Origin of the sequence: Actinoplanes xinjiangensis, assembly GCF_003148685.1 — a bacterium.
GTDB lineage: Bacteria > Actinomycetota > Actinomycetes > Mycobacteriales > Micromonosporaceae > Actinoplanes > Actinoplanes xinjiangensis.
The window spans coordinates 57,220-73,181 of sequence record NZ_QGGR01000021.1; the positions used below are offsets into that span (position 1 = coordinate 57,220).

General features: G+C 71.9%; 13 protein-coding genes. 5 read left to right on the top strand and 8 right to left on the bottom strand.

Annotated elements, in window-relative coordinates; genetic code table 11:
- Positions 1–13: 13 nt before the first annotated feature.
- Positions 14–358 (bottom strand): ArsR/SmtB family transcription factor, encoded by a 345-nt coding sequence (locus tag BC793_RS34865; RefSeq protein WP_109600373.1) that lies wholly within the window; start codon positions 356–358, stop codon positions 14–16.
- A gap of 65 nt (positions 359–423) precedes the next feature.
- On the opposite strand from BC793_RS34865, the gene BC793_RS34870 reads away from it, so the two are divergent.
- Together BC793_RS34870 and BC793_RS34875 are read left to right on the top strand one after the other, a co-directional pair.
- On the top strand, positions 424–1,497 hold the full coding sequence (locus tag BC793_RS34870) for a flavin-containing monooxygenase (protein WP_109600375.1): 1,074 nt from the start codon (positions 424–426) through the stop codon (positions 1,495–1,497).
- Positions 1,494–2,324 (top strand): bile acid:sodium symporter family protein, encoded by an 831-nt coding sequence (locus BC793_RS34875; RefSeq protein WP_109600377.1) that lies wholly within the window; start codon positions 1,494–1,496, stop codon positions 2,322–2,324. The genes BC793_RS34870 and BC793_RS34875 overlap by 4 nt, the downstream gene beginning before the upstream one ends.
- An 11-nt stretch (positions 2,325–2,335) precedes the next feature.
- Here BC793_RS34875 and BC793_RS34880 read toward each other — a convergent pair whose 3' ends face one another.
- From BC793_RS34880 to BC793_RS34900, 5 genes are all read right to left on the bottom strand, one after another.
- The gene (locus BC793_RS34880; RefSeq protein ID WP_239170466.1) at positions 2,336–3,601 is read right to left on the bottom strand and encodes an MFS transporter; all 1,266 of its coding nucleotides are present in this window, start codon (positions 3,599–3,601) and stop codon (positions 2,336–2,338) included.
- Between the two features lie 5 nt (positions 3,602–3,606).
- Entirely contained in the window at positions 3,607–5,019 is a 1,413-nt protein-coding gene (locus BC793_RS34885; RefSeq protein ID WP_109600379.1) for an FAD-dependent oxidoreductase, read from the bottom strand.
- 149 nt (positions 5,020–5,168) lie between these two features.
- Positions 5,169–5,498 carry an ArsR/SmtB family transcription factor gene (locus tag BC793_RS34890; RefSeq protein ID WP_109600381.1) on the bottom strand — a complete coding sequence of 110 codons (330 nt, stop codon included), beginning with the start codon at positions 5,496–5,498 and terminating at the stop codon, positions 5,169–5,171.
- A 15-nt stretch (positions 5,499–5,513) separates the two neighbouring features.
- A complete protein-coding gene (locus BC793_RS34895; protein WP_203896482.1) occupies positions 5,514–6,785 on the bottom strand; it encodes a M28 family peptidase in 1,272 nt (423 codons plus the stop codon).
- Complete coding sequence (locus tag BC793_RS34900; protein WP_109600383.1) at positions 6,782–7,033, bottom strand: hypothetical protein; 252 nt, start codon at positions 7,031–7,033, stop codon at positions 6,782–6,784. The genes BC793_RS34895 and BC793_RS34900 overlap by 4 nt, the downstream gene beginning before the upstream one ends.
- A 120-nt stretch (positions 7,034–7,153) precedes the next feature.
- On the opposite strand from BC793_RS34900, the gene BC793_RS34905 reads away from it, so the two are divergent.
- Entirely contained in the window at positions 7,154–7,528 is a 375-nt protein-coding gene (locus BC793_RS34905) for an ArsR/SmtB family transcription factor (protein ID WP_109600385.1), read from the top strand.
- 100 nt (positions 7,529–7,628) lie between these two features.
- Here the strand turns inward: BC793_RS34905 and BC793_RS34910 are convergent, their stop codons facing one another.
- Positions 7,629–8,882, bottom strand: a complete 1,254-nt coding sequence (locus tag BC793_RS34910) for a PQQ-dependent sugar dehydrogenase (protein ID WP_109600547.1) — start codon at positions 8,880–8,882, stop codon at positions 7,629–7,631.
- Between the two features lie 209 nt (positions 8,883–9,091).
- On the opposite strand from BC793_RS34910, the gene BC793_RS34915 reads away from it, so the two are divergent.
- Together BC793_RS34915 and BC793_RS34920 are read left to right on the top strand one after the other, a co-directional pair.
- Positions 9,092–9,994: an ADP-ribosylglycohydrolase family protein gene (locus tag BC793_RS34915; RefSeq protein ID WP_109600549.1), complete on the top strand. Its 903-nt coding sequence runs from the start codon at positions 9,092–9,094 to the stop codon at positions 9,992–9,994.
- 858 nt (positions 9,995–10,852) lie between these two features.
- Positions 10,853–14,227, top strand: coding sequence for a 3-keto-alpha-glucoside-1,2-lyase-like domain-containing protein (locus tag BC793_RS34920; protein ID WP_109600387.1), 3,375 nt, complete (start codon positions 10,853–10,855; stop codon positions 14,225–14,227).
- A gap of 48 nt (positions 14,228–14,275) precedes the next feature.
- Here the strand turns inward: BC793_RS34920 and BC793_RS34925 are convergent, their stop codons facing one another.
- Positions 14,276–15,886: a long-chain fatty acid--CoA ligase gene (locus BC793_RS34925; RefSeq protein WP_109600389.1), complete on the bottom strand. Its 1,611-nt coding sequence runs from the start codon at positions 15,884–15,886 to the stop codon at positions 14,276–14,278.
- Positions 15,887–15,962: the final 76 nt, after the last annotated feature.

The following is a 15,962-nucleotide window of genomic DNA, read 5'->3' on the forward strand; positions in this document are numbered from 1 at the left end:
AGCACACCGTACGTCAACCGTGCGGGCCCGACGGGTCGGCCGGGTGGCTCCCGGCCCCGGGCGGGCAGCAGCAGGCCAGGTATCCCTGGAGCTCGGCGATGCGGGCGCCGATGGCGGTGGGGTCGGCGCGGTAGCGGACGAGTTTGCCGTCGCGGGTGGAGGTGAGCAGGCCGCCGCGGCGCAGGACGGCGAGTTGTTCGCTGGCGGTCGACTGACCGAGGCCGCAGGCGGTGGCGATCTCGCCGACGGTGAGCTCTCGGCCTCCGGCGAACAGCAGCATGATCTGTTGACGGGTTTCACTGGCGAGGGCCTTGAGGAAGTCCTGGGTGAGGCCGTCGAGCGGGGCGGGAGTGGTCATCGGCTATCAGTGTCCCTCCCGAGCATCATTTCGTCATTTCCCGATGTGACGATACATTGCGGGGCATGACTTCCGCAGACCTCGCCGTCATCGGTGGGGGCCAGTCCGGTCTCGCCGCCGCCCACCTCGCTGCGCGGCGCGGGCTCCGTCCTCTCGTCCTGGACGCCTCCACCGGGCCGGGTGGTTCGTGGCCGTCCTACTACGACAGCCTGACCCTGTTCTCCCCCGCCCGGTTCTCCGGCCTGCCCAGGATGCCGTTCCCCGCAGACCCGGACCACTATCCGGTACGTGACGAGGTCGTCGACTACCTCACCGCGTACACCGCCGCCCTCGACGCCGACATCCGGTTCGGCACCCGCGCCGAGCGGGTCACCGCCGACGACGGCGGCGGCGGCTTCGTGATCACCACGGCGAGCGGCGGGATCGTACGGGCGCCGGTGGTGATCGCGGCGAGCGGCGGTTTCGGCAGGCCGTTCCGGCCGGCACTGCCCGGCTTGACGTCGTTCACCGGCCGGGTGCTGCACGCCGGCGAGTACCGCAGCCCCGGCGGACTGGCAGGGGCCCGGGCGGTGGTGGTCGGCGGCGGGAACTCGGCGGTCCAGATCGCGGCCGAACTCGCGCGGGTGGCGTCGGTGACCATCACGACGCGGGGACCGTTGCGGTTCCAGCGGCAGCGGATCCTGGGCCGTGACTTCCACTGGTGGCTGACCCGCACCAGGCTGGACACGTCACGGTGGGGGCCACGGCTGGTGGCGGGGACCGTGCCGGTGATCGACGACGGCCGGTACCGGGCGGCCCTCAGTGCCGGCCGGCCGGACCACCGGCCACTGCCGCAGCGGTTCGACGGCGACCGGGTCGTGTGGGCCGACGGCACGTCCGAGCGGGTCGACGTGGTGCTGCTGGCCACCGGCTATCGCCCTGACCTGCCGTACCTGACCGGCACCGGCGCCGTCGACGCCCACGGTGTCCCGCCGCATGACGCCGGGGTGTCCACGGTGCTGCCCGGGCTCGGGTTCGTGGGCCTGGAACGGCAGCGCAGCTTTGCCTCGGCGACGCTGCGCGGTGTCGGCCGGGACGCCGCGTTCGTGCTGGACCGGCTGCTGCGCCGGGCCGGCCGTCACGTCGCGGCGGCGCGGTGAGCACGGCCGCCGTCGCGGTTCTGCTGATCGCGTCGATGCTGGCGGTCGGCACGGCCGCCGGCATCGACGACTTCGGTGCTCTGGCCCGGCGACCGGGGCTGGTGCTCGTCGCGGTCGCGGCCAACGTGATCGTGCTGCCGGGGCTGGCGGTCGCCCTGGTCACGGCAGTCGACCTCGGTCCGGAGGTGACCCTCGGACTGGTGCTGGCAGCGGCCGCTCCCGGGGGCGGCACCGGCGCCCTGCTGACGCTGCACGCGCGCGGCGACCTCGCGGTCAGCGCGGCGTTGCAGGTCCTGCTCGCCCCGCTCGGGCTGGTGTCGGTGCCGGCGTGGGCGGCGGTCGCGGGACACGGTGTGATTCCCGCCGGCGGGGCGGGGCTGCTACTCGTCGGCGGTGGGCTGCTCGGTCAGGTGGTGCCACTGGCGGTGGGGATGACACTTCGCCGATACCGGCCGCGGTGGGCGCAGCGGGTGCACCGGATGGCACGGCGGGCGGCGGACGTACTGCTGGCCGCTGTCGTCCTGTATTTCCTGGTCACCGGGGTGGGCCGGCTGCCGCAGGTGGGCTGGCCGGGCGTCGCCGTGATCACGGTGCTGGTGGTGGTGAGCGTGACGCCGGTGGGGCTGTCCCGGCTGGGATCGGTGTCGCAACGGCGGGCGGTGGCGATGACGACCGGGGTGCGGAACCTGACCCTGGCGCTGTTCTTCGCGGCCGCCGCGTCGCCGACCGTGGTGCTCGCCGTCCTGGCGTACGGGCTGATCATGTACGGGATCTGTGTTCCGGTGGCATGGGCTCTGGCTCGTACGAAGCCGGTACCGGCGGTCTGACGCCGAGCCGGTCAACCGGGCCCGGCAGGGGACGGCACGGGTTCGCTCGGCGCGGGTCCCGGTGCTGTCGCACGGATCAGGATGCCGCCCGCGGCGACCAGGCAGGCACCACCGATGGCCACCAGGGCGATCAGGTATCCACCGGAGTCGCTGAGCAGGCCGGCGGCGGCGAGCGGTGCGCCTGCCTTGGCGAGGGTGACGCACGCGGCGAGGGTGCCGGCGATGCTGCCGTAGGCGATGGTGCCGTACCGGTCGGCGAGCAGTTGCGGGGTGGCCAGGCTGGAGATGCCGAACCCGAGCCCGAAGGCCGTGACGGCGAGGACCGCTCCGAGGCGGGTGCCGCCGAGCAGGGACAGGCTGAGCGCGCCGGCCGCCTGTACCGCGAAGACGACGGCGACCACCCGGTGCAGGCGGAGCCGGCGGCCGACGGCGGTCAGCAGCAGCCGGCCGGTGACCGACAGGACACCGAGCAGGCCGGCGATCGTGGCGGCGAAGGTGGCCGGATGGTCCCGGCTCACCAGGTAGCCGACGAGGTGAACGGTCATCGTGGTCATCGCGGCGGCGTGCGCGACGAACGCGACGGCCAGCCACCAGAATCGGCTGTCGCGGACCGCGGCCCGGATCAGGGTCCGGCGGTACGCGGAGGCGCCGTGCCGCGACGCGCCGGTGGCGGACGGCGGGCGGCGGACGACGAGCAGGTGCAGCGGGACGGCGACGCTGCCGTAGAGGGCCGCGAGGATCAGCAGGGTGGTGCGCCAGCCGTGTCGATCGGTGAGCCAGCCGGTGAGCGGCATGAAGACGGTGCTGGCGAATCCGGCGACGACGATCATGCCGAGGATCGCCTTCGGGCGTCGGGCGGCGTCGAACCAGGAGACCAGGACCGGGGTGGCGGCCTCGTAGAGGGCCATCGCCATCGCGACGCCCAGCCCGATGAAGACCAGATACAACTGGCCGATCGTACGGACCTGGGACCAGGCGACCAGCATGCCGGCGCCGAGGACGGTGCCGGTGGTCATCAGCGCGCGGCCGCCGTGCCGGTCGAGCCGTCTGCCGACGGGAACGGCGGCGGCGGCCTGGGCGAGGATCGCGGTGGTGAACGCCCCGGTCACCACCGCCGGCGAGGTGTGCAGGTCGGCGGCGACGGGGTGCAGCACGACCGCGAAGGCGTAGTAGAGGCTGCCGTACCCGATGGTCTGGGTGATCGCGAAGGTGGTGACGATCCACCAGCCGTGGAACACCCGCCGGCCGCTGACGGCCGGCGGGTTCGTGGTGGTCACGCCGCTCAGCAGCAGGAGCCGGTCTGGCCTTCGGCGGGCTCGCCGCCCAGAGTGATCAGGGTGAGCGGGGCGGTGAGCAGCCCACCGGCGATGCCGGTGGCCAGTCCCCGTCCGGCCGGCTGCTCGACGGCGGCCGGGGTGCCGCAGCCGCCACCGGCGGCGACGGCCTCGTCGCCCGCGACCGGGTTGCTGTTGCAGACCCCGGTCTCCGGCAGGTCGAGCTGAACGTCGCGGGCCGCCTGCCAGTCACCGTCGAGCGCCGCGACCACCGAACGGACCTGCTCGTAGCCGGTGGCGAGCAGGAACGTCGGTGCCCGGCCGTAGCTCTTGACGCCGACGGCGAAGTAGCCCGGTTCGGGATGGGTCAGTTCGTCGACGCCGTGCGGCGGGACGGTGCCGCAGGAGTGCTCGTTCGGGTCGATCAGCGGCGCCAGCGCGCGGGGCGCCCCCATGATCGGGTCGAGGTCCAGGCGCAGTTCACCGGTGATGGTGTGGTCGGGCCGGAAACCGGTCGCGGACACGATCCGGTCGACGGTGATCGACCGTTCGCCGTCCGACACCTCCACCTGGTCACCGGCGGCGGTGACCCGGTCCACGGAGAAGCCGGTGAGCAGCGTGATCTTGCCGTTCTCGACGTGTTCGCGCAGCCGGGAACCGAGCGCTCCGCGGGCGGGCAGCGCGTCGGCGGACTCACCGCCGTAGGTGCGCGCCGGGCTGGTCGCCCGGATCGCCCAGGTCACGCCGGTGCCCGGTGCCCGCCCGGCCAGTTCGGCGAGGGCGAGCAGGGTGTTGGCGGCGGAATGCCCGGCACCGACGACCAGTGTGTGGCGGCCGGCGAACCGGTCCCGGTCGCGGCCGAGCACGTCCGGCAGGGCGGATTCCACGAATCCGGCCGCGTCGCTCTCGCCGTGCGCGGGGATGCCGGAGGCACCGAGCACGTTCGGGGTCGTCCAGGTGCCCGAGGCGTCGATGACGGCCCGGGCCAGGATGTCTTCACCGTCGGCGAGGCGGATCAGGTAGGGGGTGGCGTCGCGGCCGAGGCTGCGCACCCGGTCGAGGCGGAGCCGGGTGACCGCGGCGACCCGCGCCCCGTACCGCACCTTCGGTTCGAGGGCGGGCAGGGCGGCGAGCGGCTCCAGGTAGTCGGCGGCGAGGCGGGCGCCGGTGGGCAGCTCGTCGTCGTCCGGGCGGACCCAGCCCGCGTCGTCGAGCAGCCGGGCGGCGGCCGGGTCGATGTTGAACCGCCACGGCGAGAACAGCCGCACGTGCCCCCAGTCACGGACCGCCGCGGCGGGACCGTCGCCGGACTCCAGGACGAGGAAGGGCAGACCCCGTTCGCTCAGGTGCGCGGCGGCGGCGAGCCCGACCGGGCCGGCGCCGATGACCACGACGGGCAGTTCCGGAAAGGTGCTGGTCATGAGACGACCCCTGTCTTGATGAATGTCGAAGTATCCGTGCGGAATCCGGTCACGCCCGGATGGGAGAAAGGTTCAGGGAGAAAGGTGCGCCACGGCGTTCGCCGGACCGGCGCGACGGCGACCCGGCCCCAGGACCGTGCCGGCGCCGGTCACGTGCAGCCCCCGGTCGCCCGCGGTGCCGGCTTGCCCATCACGACGTCGGCGGCGGACGGGAAGCAGGCGATGCAGCGGGTGTTGATCCGGTAGTGGCGGGCGTTGCCGACCGGTTCCACCAGCACGAACCGCACCTCGGTAAGGATCTTCAAATGCTGGGAGACCGTCGACTGGGCCAGCCCGACTGCGGTGGCGATCTCCCCGACCGGCATCGGGCGGTCCTGGCGAGCCAGGTACTCCACGATCTGCACCCGCGACGGATCGGCGAGCGCCCGGAACCACGACGCGTACTCCTCCGCGATCGCCCGGTCCAGCAGTTCCGCCATCCGCCCGCACGCCCCTCATCGTCGATCGCCGATCAACGATGAAAGGCTAGCCTTTGCGACGGCGGCGAGCCAGGCGGTTGCCACGATCAGGCGACACAGGGCCACCATGGTGGCGGTCTGGACGCGGTCCGGGGTGTCGGCCGGGCTGTGATAGCCGGCCATCCCCGCGCCGATGCCGACGGCGGCGAGCCCGGCGGCCGCGTACCGGCGGTTGTCGGAGGCCACCGGGCCGGCCACCAGGGGAAGACCGGTGTGGCGGGCGGCCCGGTCCAGGACGGCGAGCAGCCTGTGGGCGGGCCCGCCGGCTTCGACGGCGGCAGCCGTGTTCAGGTGACCGGCGCCGTCGACGTTGATCACCGCCGGGCGCTCGCCGCCGTCGGTGAGGCGGCGGGCGTGGTGGGCCGAGCCGAGCGCGCCGGTCTCCTCGGCGTCCAGCAGCGCCACCTGCAACCCGATCCCGTCGGGCAGGGTGCCGGCGAGCAGGCGGGCGGCTTCACAGACGACCGCGACACCGCTGCCGTTGTCGGCCGCCGCCGGCTGGCGCAGACCGGGATGATCGCCGACACCGTCGTAATGGGCGGTGAGCAACAGGTCGAGCCCTCCGGCCGCGACCGTCCGGTAGCGGGCGTACAGGTTGGTCCCGGTGACCTTGCTGCGGCGGATCGGCGTGGCCGCCGTCAGCGTCGTGTCGTGGTCGGCGCGGCGGACGGCATCGGTCATCCGCTGGTGCAGGCCGGTCTCGATCGACAGCACCGGCACCGGCCCCGGGTCCGGCCCGGCGAGCATCGTGTAGTGCCAGCCGTCGGCGTCCACACCGCGGGCCAGGAGGAGTCCGGCCGCACCGTCGGCATGACCGTAGGCGTCGAACAGGCCCATCCCCGGCGGGACGAGCAGCCACCGGCCGGCCGGGTCACCGTAACCGGCAGCCCCGAGCGGTGCCCGCAGCGCGTGCGCCCGGTCGGCGGAGGCCAGGTGCACGGCGACGTCACGGCCGAACTCCAGCCGCACCACCTGGTGACCGCGCTGCCATGACACGGCGGGCGGCGCGTACACCTGGGGAACCCGGCCGACGGTGAACGTGTCGCGGGCGACGGTCGCGCCGGTCGTGGCCAGCAGGTCCGCCAGCCACGTGCCGGCGGCGGTGCCGCCGGGGCTGCCGACCCGGCGGCCGGTGAACGTGGTGCCGGCCAGCATGGTGACCGTGGCGGCCAGCCGCTCCCCCGACGTCTGGTCGAGCAGCACGTCCAGTCCGGCGAGGGTGGTCGATGCGGCCGGTGCGCCGGTCATCCGCAGCACCCTTGTCCGGCGTCGACGGCCTGCCGCTTGGCGGCGGCGCCACAGCAGGAACCGGCCTGCTCGGCTTCGGCGGTCGTCCCGCAACACGGGCCGCTCGCCGCGGTGGCCGGTTCGGGCAGGGTGAGGGTGGCCTGGGCGGGGCTGCCGCAGCAGCCGCCGGTGCCGACGGCGGTGAGGGCGGCGGCCGGGTCGCCGCTGAAGCCGCCCGTGGTGCGGGTCGTGCTGGTGGTCTCGCTCATCGTCGCGCTCCTTCGTCGAAGGCGGATGAAGCCCTCGGGACTCGTCTCGACACCTGTCGAATTCGATGTTTGTCGAAACCAAGGGTTGCACGCGGTTTAGATGAGTGTCAACCTAGACGTATGTCGAAATCAGCCGTGTCGCCCGCGCTCACCGATCTCACCGCGGACACGCCGTGCTGCCCGCCCCTGGCGCAGAGCCGCATCCCGGCGGAGACCGCCACGGTGCTGGCGCCCGCGTTCAAGGCGCTCGGAGATCCGGTCCGGCTCCAGCTGATGTCGATGATCGCGTCCGCGGCGGGCGGCGAGGTGTGCGTGTGCGATCTGACGCCGGCGTTCGACCTGTCCGGGCCGACCATCTCGCATCACCTGAAGACGCTGCGCGAAGCGGGCCTGGTCGACGCGGAACGCCGCGGCAGCTGGGTGTACTACCGGGCCCGGCCCGCCATCCTGCGCCAACTCGCCGGCCTGCTCACCATCGACCCCGCCGCCGTCTGAAAGGCGACGAGGTCGCCGGGAGCCGGCGGCCGTCCGGGGCGCGAACTCCCCCGGACGACCCGCAGTCCGCGCGGCCTGCCGCCTCCCGCCGTGCGGTCGCTCAGCGCGTCGCCGGACCCGCGGAGGCGGGCGGGACGCGCTCGAACCGCACCCGGCTCAGCCATCCCGGGTAGTCGCTGAGCACATACAGCTCGCCGTGCACGTCGGCCCCGATCGCGGTCGGCTGCGTGGGGAAGTTGCCGATCGTGGCAGTCTCGTAGGTGCCGTCACGCTGGGGCCGCACGGCGAACACGCGGGGCGCGCAGTAGTCGCTCGCGACGTAGGTCCCCCGCGCCTCGGGGGTCCGGGACCCCCGGTACACCACGCCGCCGATCACCGAGCAGCTCTCGGTGAGGAAGTGCTCGTACTCGAAGACCGGATCGACGTAGCGCACGCCCGGCCGGCACTGCTCCGGGTCGAACACCGGAGTGCCCTCCTTGCAGGACCAGCCGAGGTTCGCCCCGCCCTGCCACGGGCGGATGTGGTTGATCTCCTCGATCAGACCCTGACCGACGTCACCGATCCACAGTGAGTTGTCGACCGGGTCGACGGAGAACCGCCACGGATTGCGCAGCCCGTAGAGCCAGATCTCCGGCCGCGCGCCCGGCGTCCGGACGAACGGATTCGAGGAGGGTACGCAATAGGGCTTCGCCCCGCAGGCGCGGTTGACGTCGATCCGCACGATCTTGCCGAGCAGGGTGCCGAGGTCCTGACCCGCCTTGTACGGGTCGTTCGCGTGGCCGCCGTCGCCGGTGGACCAGTAGAGGTAACCGTCGCGGCCGAACGCGACCTGCCCGCCGTTGTGGTTGCCGTACTCGGCGTGCTCCTGGGTGAGCAGTACCTGCAGCCGCTGCGGGGCGCCGATGGGCAGCCGCGCCAGGGTCAGCGCACCGGCCGGCAGGCTCGTGTAGGCGACGTAGAGCATCCCGGTCCGTGCGAAGTTCGGCGCGGGCGTGATGCCGAGCAGGCCCCGCTCGTTGTCCGACGAGTCGATGCGGGCGCTCAGGTCGAGCACCGGCTCGGCCGCCAGCCCGGTGTCGGGGTGGTAGGCGCGGACGGTGCCGGCCTTCTCCGCGATCAGCATCCGGCCGTCCGGCAGCCCGGTGATCGCGATCGGGCGCTGAAGACCGGAGGCCACCTGCTCGGTCGCCACGGTGAGCTCGGTGAGCGGCACCGCCCGGCTGCCGGGTGCACCGGCGGTGGTGCCGGCCGCGGCGGTGCCGGCCGTCGGCACGGAGGTCAACAGCAGCGCGGACAGGACCAGAACGAGCAGGCCGGCCGGCATGGAGGCCGGGCGACGACGCCGTCGCGACATGTTCAGCTCCTTGAGCAGAGGGCGGACGCGATGCGGGAGCGCTCCCACGATACATCGAACGTCGGCAATGTTTAACCCATCGGGCTCAGCGCGATCAGGCGCCGGCGATCGGGCCGGTTCGGGTGGCGACAAGCTGTTTGCGGCACGAGCGGGCACGCGCCGGTCGAATCCCGGTGGAACCGCGGGAGCTATTGGGCGATCATCATCCGATGGTGAATCGGACAGCGGCGGTGTCGGCGATGCGGGGTCTCGCATTGGGCGACGCGTTCGGTGAGACGTGGTTCTTCCGTCCCGCCGAGGTTCTGGAGACGGCACTGGTTGAGCGTTGGGTCAAGGACGGCGAGTGGCTCTGGACCGACGACACCGCCATGGCGCTGTCACTGCTGCAGATCCTGGACCGGCATGACCGCGTCGATCAGGACGCTCTGGCCGCGGCGTTCGCCGCCGCCTACGCCGCCGACCCGTATCGCTGTTACGGGGCATCCATGCATGACGTCCTGCTGGCGATCGGCCAGGGCGAGGACTGGGAGGCCGTGACCCGGCGCCAGTTCGACGGGATGGGGTCGTGGGGCAACGGTGCGGCGATGCGGGTGGCTCCGCTCGGGGCGTGGTTCGCTGACGACCTCGACACGGTGGTGTCCGAGGCGGTCCGGTCGGCGGTAGTCACCCACGCCCATCCCGAGGCCACCGCGGGAGCCGTGGCGGTCGCGGTAGCGGCGGCGTTGAGCGTGCGGGGCGTCCCGGGCGACGAGTTCATCGCGGCGGTCGTCGATCGCGTGCCGGACAGCGAGGTCGCCTCGCGGCTGCGTCGCGCCGACCGGATCGCGTCATCGTCCGATCCTCGTCATGTTGCCGGGATGCTCGGCTGCGGCAAGCAGATCTCGGCCGTCGACACGGTGCCGTACGCGATCTGGTGTGCCGCTGCCCACCTCGACGATCTCACCGAGGCACTGTGGGCGACCGCCCTGGCCGGCGGCGACATCGACACCACCTGCGCCATCGTGGGCGGGATCATCGGCGCCCGTACGGGGCTGACCGGCGTACCCGCCGACTGGCTGAGCTCATGCGAGCCGCTACCGGCATGGGTCGACGACATCAGCGACCAGCCGTAAGGGGTGGCGGGCCCTCGGCGCAGTGCCGCGACTCGAGCAGTCACCGGCAGATCCGTGCACTCGGAGGGTCCGCTTTCGATCGGACGAGAAGGGCACCGATCCCCGCCGCTCCGGTTGACCGACAAGCTGAACGGCACGGCGGTGAGCAGGACGCGCGCCCGGGCGGCGTGCGGCACCGGCAGGAATCCCGGAGCGTGCCGCCGGTACGGCTGGTCCGCACCGTCGAACGCGGCCAGCGCGCCGGGCACCGTGACGTGCCGGTCCGCGCCCAGCAGTGGAATCGCGGCGCCGAAGAAGTGCAGGGCCTCGCCGTAGCAGCCGGTCCGGCTCAGCAGCACCCGCTGCATCCCGCGGCAGCGGGTCGACCTCACCGATACGTACACCGTCGAGCGGCCGGCGCCCCAGGATCTGCCTGGCGTCCTGCTGGCCCTTGATGCCGCGGCCGTCGTATTCTCGGGGCGCTCGACCGCGGCGATCTCGGAAGAGCTCGTTCATAGTCTTGGTCCCCTTTGCTTCCGTTACCCCGGGCAGCGCACCGAACCGAGGAGGAGACCGGGCCGGGCCTGATACACCGGCAGGCGGTGTCGATGCCCCTCGGGATCCGGAAAGAACGTTCACAGTCGACACTCTTCGGCGCGTTGTCAAGCGCGCGAATCGTGAATTCGTTTCAGAACCACCAACTTTCGCATGTGTCGATGAAAGTTCCGTTCACGCACCTCGAAGATCTGGACCAGTGCACGAAAGGAGTCCTACGGTGACGCGCACCACACCTTCGCGTTACGGGCATGTAACGCCGTACCGGGGTTCCACGGATCCACCTCCGTCACCCCGTACGCCTCCATCCCCCGAGGAGAACGGATGCCCATCCGGCCGTACCCGAAAATCCTCTCCCTGCTCCTGACCCTCGGTCTCGCCGCCACGGCGGGCGCGCTGACCGCCCTGCCCGCCCACGCCGCACCGCCCCCGCAGGAGCCCGGCGTGACCCTGCGGATCTTCGACGTCCAGACCGCCCTGGACCGGCTCTGCACCCTCAAGCCCGCCCAGACCCCGAACATCGACAAGCTGATGCCGACCGTCAACTGGTCCGGCGGCGACTTCGGCATCGAGGACAACTTCGTCGCGCAGGTCCTCGGCAACGTCACCGTCCCGGCGGCAGGCGCCTACACGTTCCGCCTCACCAGCGACGACGGCTCCCGCCTGAGCGTCGCCGACACCCTGGTGGTCAACCACGACGGTCTGCACGGGGTGACGTCCAAGGAAGGCACGATCACCCTGGCCGCCGGCATCCACCCGCTACGCATCGACTACTTCGAACGCGGCGGCGGGCAGGCGCTCACCCTGGAATGGCGTGCTCCGGGCGCCTCCGCCTTCACCCTGATACCCAACTCGGCGCTGAGCACCGACGCCGGTGTCGTCCGGGTGACCGCGCCCGGCCGCAAGGAGTGCGAGAGCGCCGGCGACTCCCCCGGTGACGGCCTGCCGCTGACCGGGGTGCATCCCGACTACACCCTGACCAACCTGCGTCCCGGCACCTTCCAGCCCAAGGTCACCGGCATGGACTGGTTCCCCGACGGACGTCTCGCGCTCCTCACCTGGGGTGGCGCCGACGACTCCGGCACGTCCTCGGCCGGCGAGGTCCACATCCTCGGCAACACGACCGGCACCACGAGCCCCGGCAACGTGACCCTCAAGAAGGTCGCCGGCGGGCTCAAGGAACCGATGGGCCTCAAGATCGTCGACGGCGTGATCTACGTGTCGGAGAAGGCACGGCTCACCCGGCTCGTCGACACCACCGGCGACGGCGTCACCGACCAGTACCAGACCGTCGCGACCTGGCCGTACGGCGGGAACTTCCACGAATTCGCGTTCGGCCTGCTCTACGACGCGCCGAACTTCTACCTCAACCTGTCGGTGTCGATCAACCTCGGCGGCAACACCACCAACCCGCAGCCCGCCGCCAACCGCGGCACCACCGTCAAGGTCAACAAGGACACCGGCGCGGTCTCCTACGTCGCCGGCGGCCTGCGCACCCCGCACGGCATCGGCTGGGGACCGGAGAACGGCCTGTTCGTCACCGACAACCAGGGCGGCTGGCTGCCCTCCTCCAAACTGCTGCACATCAAGCAGGACCGCTTCTTCAACCACTACATGACCCCGCCCGGCCCGTTCGACGCCAAGCCGGTGACCGCACCCGTACTGTGGTTGCCGCAGAACGAGATCGCCAACTCCCCCAGCACTCCGGTGATGGTCAAGGACGGCGTGTTCGCCGGGCAACTGCTGATCGGTGACGTCACCTACGGCGGCATCCAGCGCGCCTACCTGGAGAAGGTCAACGGCGAGTACCAGGGTGCCCTGTTCCGGCTCACCCAGGGCCTCGAGGCGGGCGTGTCGGAGCTCAGCATCGGACCCGACGGGGCGATCTACGCCGGTGGCCTCGGCGCCGGCGGCAACTGGGGACAGGCCGGCAAACTCAGCTACGGCCTGCAGAAACTGAGCCCCAAGGGCACGAGCACGTTCGACATCCTGGCCATGCGCGCCAAGAACGGCGGCTTCGAACTCGAGTACACCAAACCGCTGTCCACCGAGACGGCCAACGCCCTGGCGGCGCGCTACCAGGCCAAGCAATGGCGCTACCAGCCCACCGCCGCCTACGGCGGTCCCAAGATCGACGAACAGGCGCTGAACGTCACCTCGGCCACCCTGTCCACGGACCGCAAGAAGGTCACCCTCGCCATCGACGGCCTCAAGGCCGGGCATGTGGTGCACGTACGGTCGCCGCGCCCCTTCTCGGCCGCAACCGGCGAGTCACTCTGGAGCACCGAGGCCTGGTACACCCTCAACTCGCTGACCAGCGGCCCGCCGCCGACCGGCAACACCTACCAGGCGGAGAACGCCGGCCTGTCCGGTGGCGCCGGTGTGGCCACCGAACACGCCGGATACACCGGCTCCGGGTTCGTGGCCGGTTACGGCACCGCCGGCGCGACCACGACGTTCACCGTCAACGTCGCCACGGCCGGGACCTACGACGTCGCCCTGCGCTACGCCAACGGGCCCAACCCGTTCACCGGCACCAAGAAGATCAGCGTGTACGCCAACGGCACCAAGGTCGGGCAGACCAGCCTGGCCGACACCGGCGCCTGGGCGACCTGGACCACCAAGACCGAGAGCATCCCGCTCAACGCCGGCGCGAACACCATCGCCTACCGGTACGACACCGGCGACGACGGCCACGTCAACCTGGACGCCATCACCGTCAGCGGCGGCGCCGGACCGATCATCGGTATCGCCGGCAAGTGCCTGGACGTCGACAACGCCGGGACCGCCGACGGCACCAAGATCCAGCTCTGGACGTGCAACAACAGCAGTGCCCAGAGCTGGAGCCGCGTCGGCACCAGCTTCCGGTCCCTCGGCAAGTGCCTGGACATCGACAACGGCGGCACCGCCAACGGCACCAAGGTACGACTGTGGACCTGCAACAACTCCGCGGCACAGGTCTGGCAGCCCCAGGCCAACGGCTCGATCCTCAACCCACAGTCCGGCAAGGTGCTGGACGCCCTCAACGGCAGCTCCGCCGACGGCACCCAGGCACACATCTGGGAGTACGTCGGCGCCGCCAGCCAGCACTGGACCCTGGGCGGCGGGTCCGGGGCGGTCGTGCTGTTCGACGGCGACGACCTGGACTCCTGGCAGAAGACCGACGGCACCGCGGCGAGCTGGCCGCTGTCCGGCGGGTCGATGGAGGTCCTCGGCGGTGACATCCGTACCCGGCAGACCTTCACCGACTTCAAACTGCACGTCGAGTGGTGGGAGCCCACCCTGCCGCCGGACGTGACCGGCCAGCAGCGCGGCAACAGCGGCATCTACCTCCAGGACCGCTACGAGCTCCAGGTCCTGGACTCCTACGGCGACACCACCCTCGGCAACGACGAGGCCGGCAGCATCTACCTCAAGAAGGCGCCCGACAGCAACGCCGCCCGGGCACCGGAGACCTGGCAGACCTACGACATCACGTTCCGGGCGGCCCGCTTCAACAGCGCGGGCACGAAGACCGAGAACGCCCGCGTCACCGTCGTCTGGAACGGCGTCACCGTCCACAACAACGTGGCCGTCGACGGGCCCACCGGCGGAGGTGCGGCCGAGAGCGCCGCGCCGGGTCCGCTGCGCCTCCAGGACCACAACGACGCGGGCGCGAACGTCCGCTACCGCAACATCCGGATCGAACCGATCGGCTGACAGCACGGGGGCCGCGCGGCGTCCGGATGGAATCCGGGCGCCGCGCGGTCACGCCGGGCGCAGCGACTCGCGGAGAGCCTGTTTGAACAGCTTGCCGGTGCCCGTCAGCGGAATGGTGTCGAGCACGATGAAGTCGTCCGGCATCCACCACGAGGCGATCCGGCGGGACAGGTGTTCCCGCAACTGCTCCACCGCCGTGTCCGAGTCCGCGCGCAGGACGACGAAGGCGACCGGGCGCTCCACCCAGCGGGGATGGTCGCGGGCCACGACGGCGACCTGTTCGACGTCCGGGTGGGTGGCGATGGCGGCCTCCAGCTCGACCGAGGAGATCCATTCGCCGCCGGACTTGATCAGGTCCTTGATCCGGTCGACGAGCCGCAGGTAGCCGTGCTCGTCGACGGTGGCGAGGTCGCCGGTGTGCAGCCAGCCGTCGGCGGTGAAGCCGTCGGCGCCCTCGCCCGCGAAGTAGCCGCCGGCCACCCACGGTCCGGCGACCTGCAGCTCACCGACCGAGCGCCCGTCGTGTGGCAGGCGCTCTCCGGTCTCGACGTCCATGATGCGCACGTTCACCAGCGGCGCGGGCCGGCCCTGCGCGGCCGCGACATGCCGCCGGGCGTCGTCGTCGAGGTCGTCGTGCCGGCTGCGCAGACCGCCGATCGCGCCGACGGGGCTGACCTCCGTCATTCCCCACGAGTGGGTGATGGGAACGCCGACGGCGGCCTCGTAGGCCGCCGACAGCTGCGGCGTGACCGCCGACCCGCCGCCGAGCAGCAGACGCAACGAGGAGCAGTCCCGGTTCTCCAGTGCGGGCAGCAGGTCGGTCCAGACGGTGGGCACGGCGGCCGCCACCGTGACCCGGTGCCGGGCGATCAGGTCCGCCAGGTGTACGCGGTCGGCCGACGGGCCGGGCAGTACGAGATCCGCGCCCGCCATGAGGGCACCGTAGGGCAGCCCCCACGCGTTGGCATGGAACATCGGCACCACCGGCAGCACCACGTCACGTTCGCTGATGCCGATCAGCCCGGCCGCCATCGTCCCCAGGCAGTGCAGGACCGTCGACCGATGGCTGTACAGCACGCCCTTGGGACGCCCGGTCGTCCCCGAGGTGTAGCAGAGGCCTGCCGCCAGGTTCTCCTCCGGGCCGCTGAAGGTCGCCTCGAACGAGCCCTCGAACGCCCGCGCCGCGGTGATCAGATCCTCGTAGTGGTGGAACCGCGCGTCCGGCAGGGCGTGGTCGGTGCCGTCGGGGAAGACCACCCAGTGCCGTACGCCGGGCAGCCGGTCCAGGCACGTCGCGATCAGTGGCAGGTGCCGCCGGTCGAGGAAGACGACGTCGTCACCGGCGTGCTCGATGATGTGGACGAGGTGCTCGGCCGGCAACCGGACGTTGAGGGTGTGCAGGACGCGTTTGCTGATCGGGACCGCGGCGTACACCTCCAGGTGCCGCCGGTGGTTGGCCGCCAGGGTGGCGACCCGGGCGCCGGGCGCGACGTCCAGCGCCGTCAGCGCGGACGTCAGGCGGCGTGCCCGGTGCGCCCACGCGCCGTAGGAGGTCGGGGTCCCGTCGGCGTCGATGACGTGCTTGTCGGCGAACAGCGTCTCGGCCCGCTCGAACAGGTGCGCGATCGTCAACGGCCGCGGCTGCATGAGCCCGTCCATGTCCAGCCCTCTCCTCGACCCTCACGTGGTCGGCCCACCGTAGAAGCCCGGAAAGGCACGCAGGGAGGTACGCTGC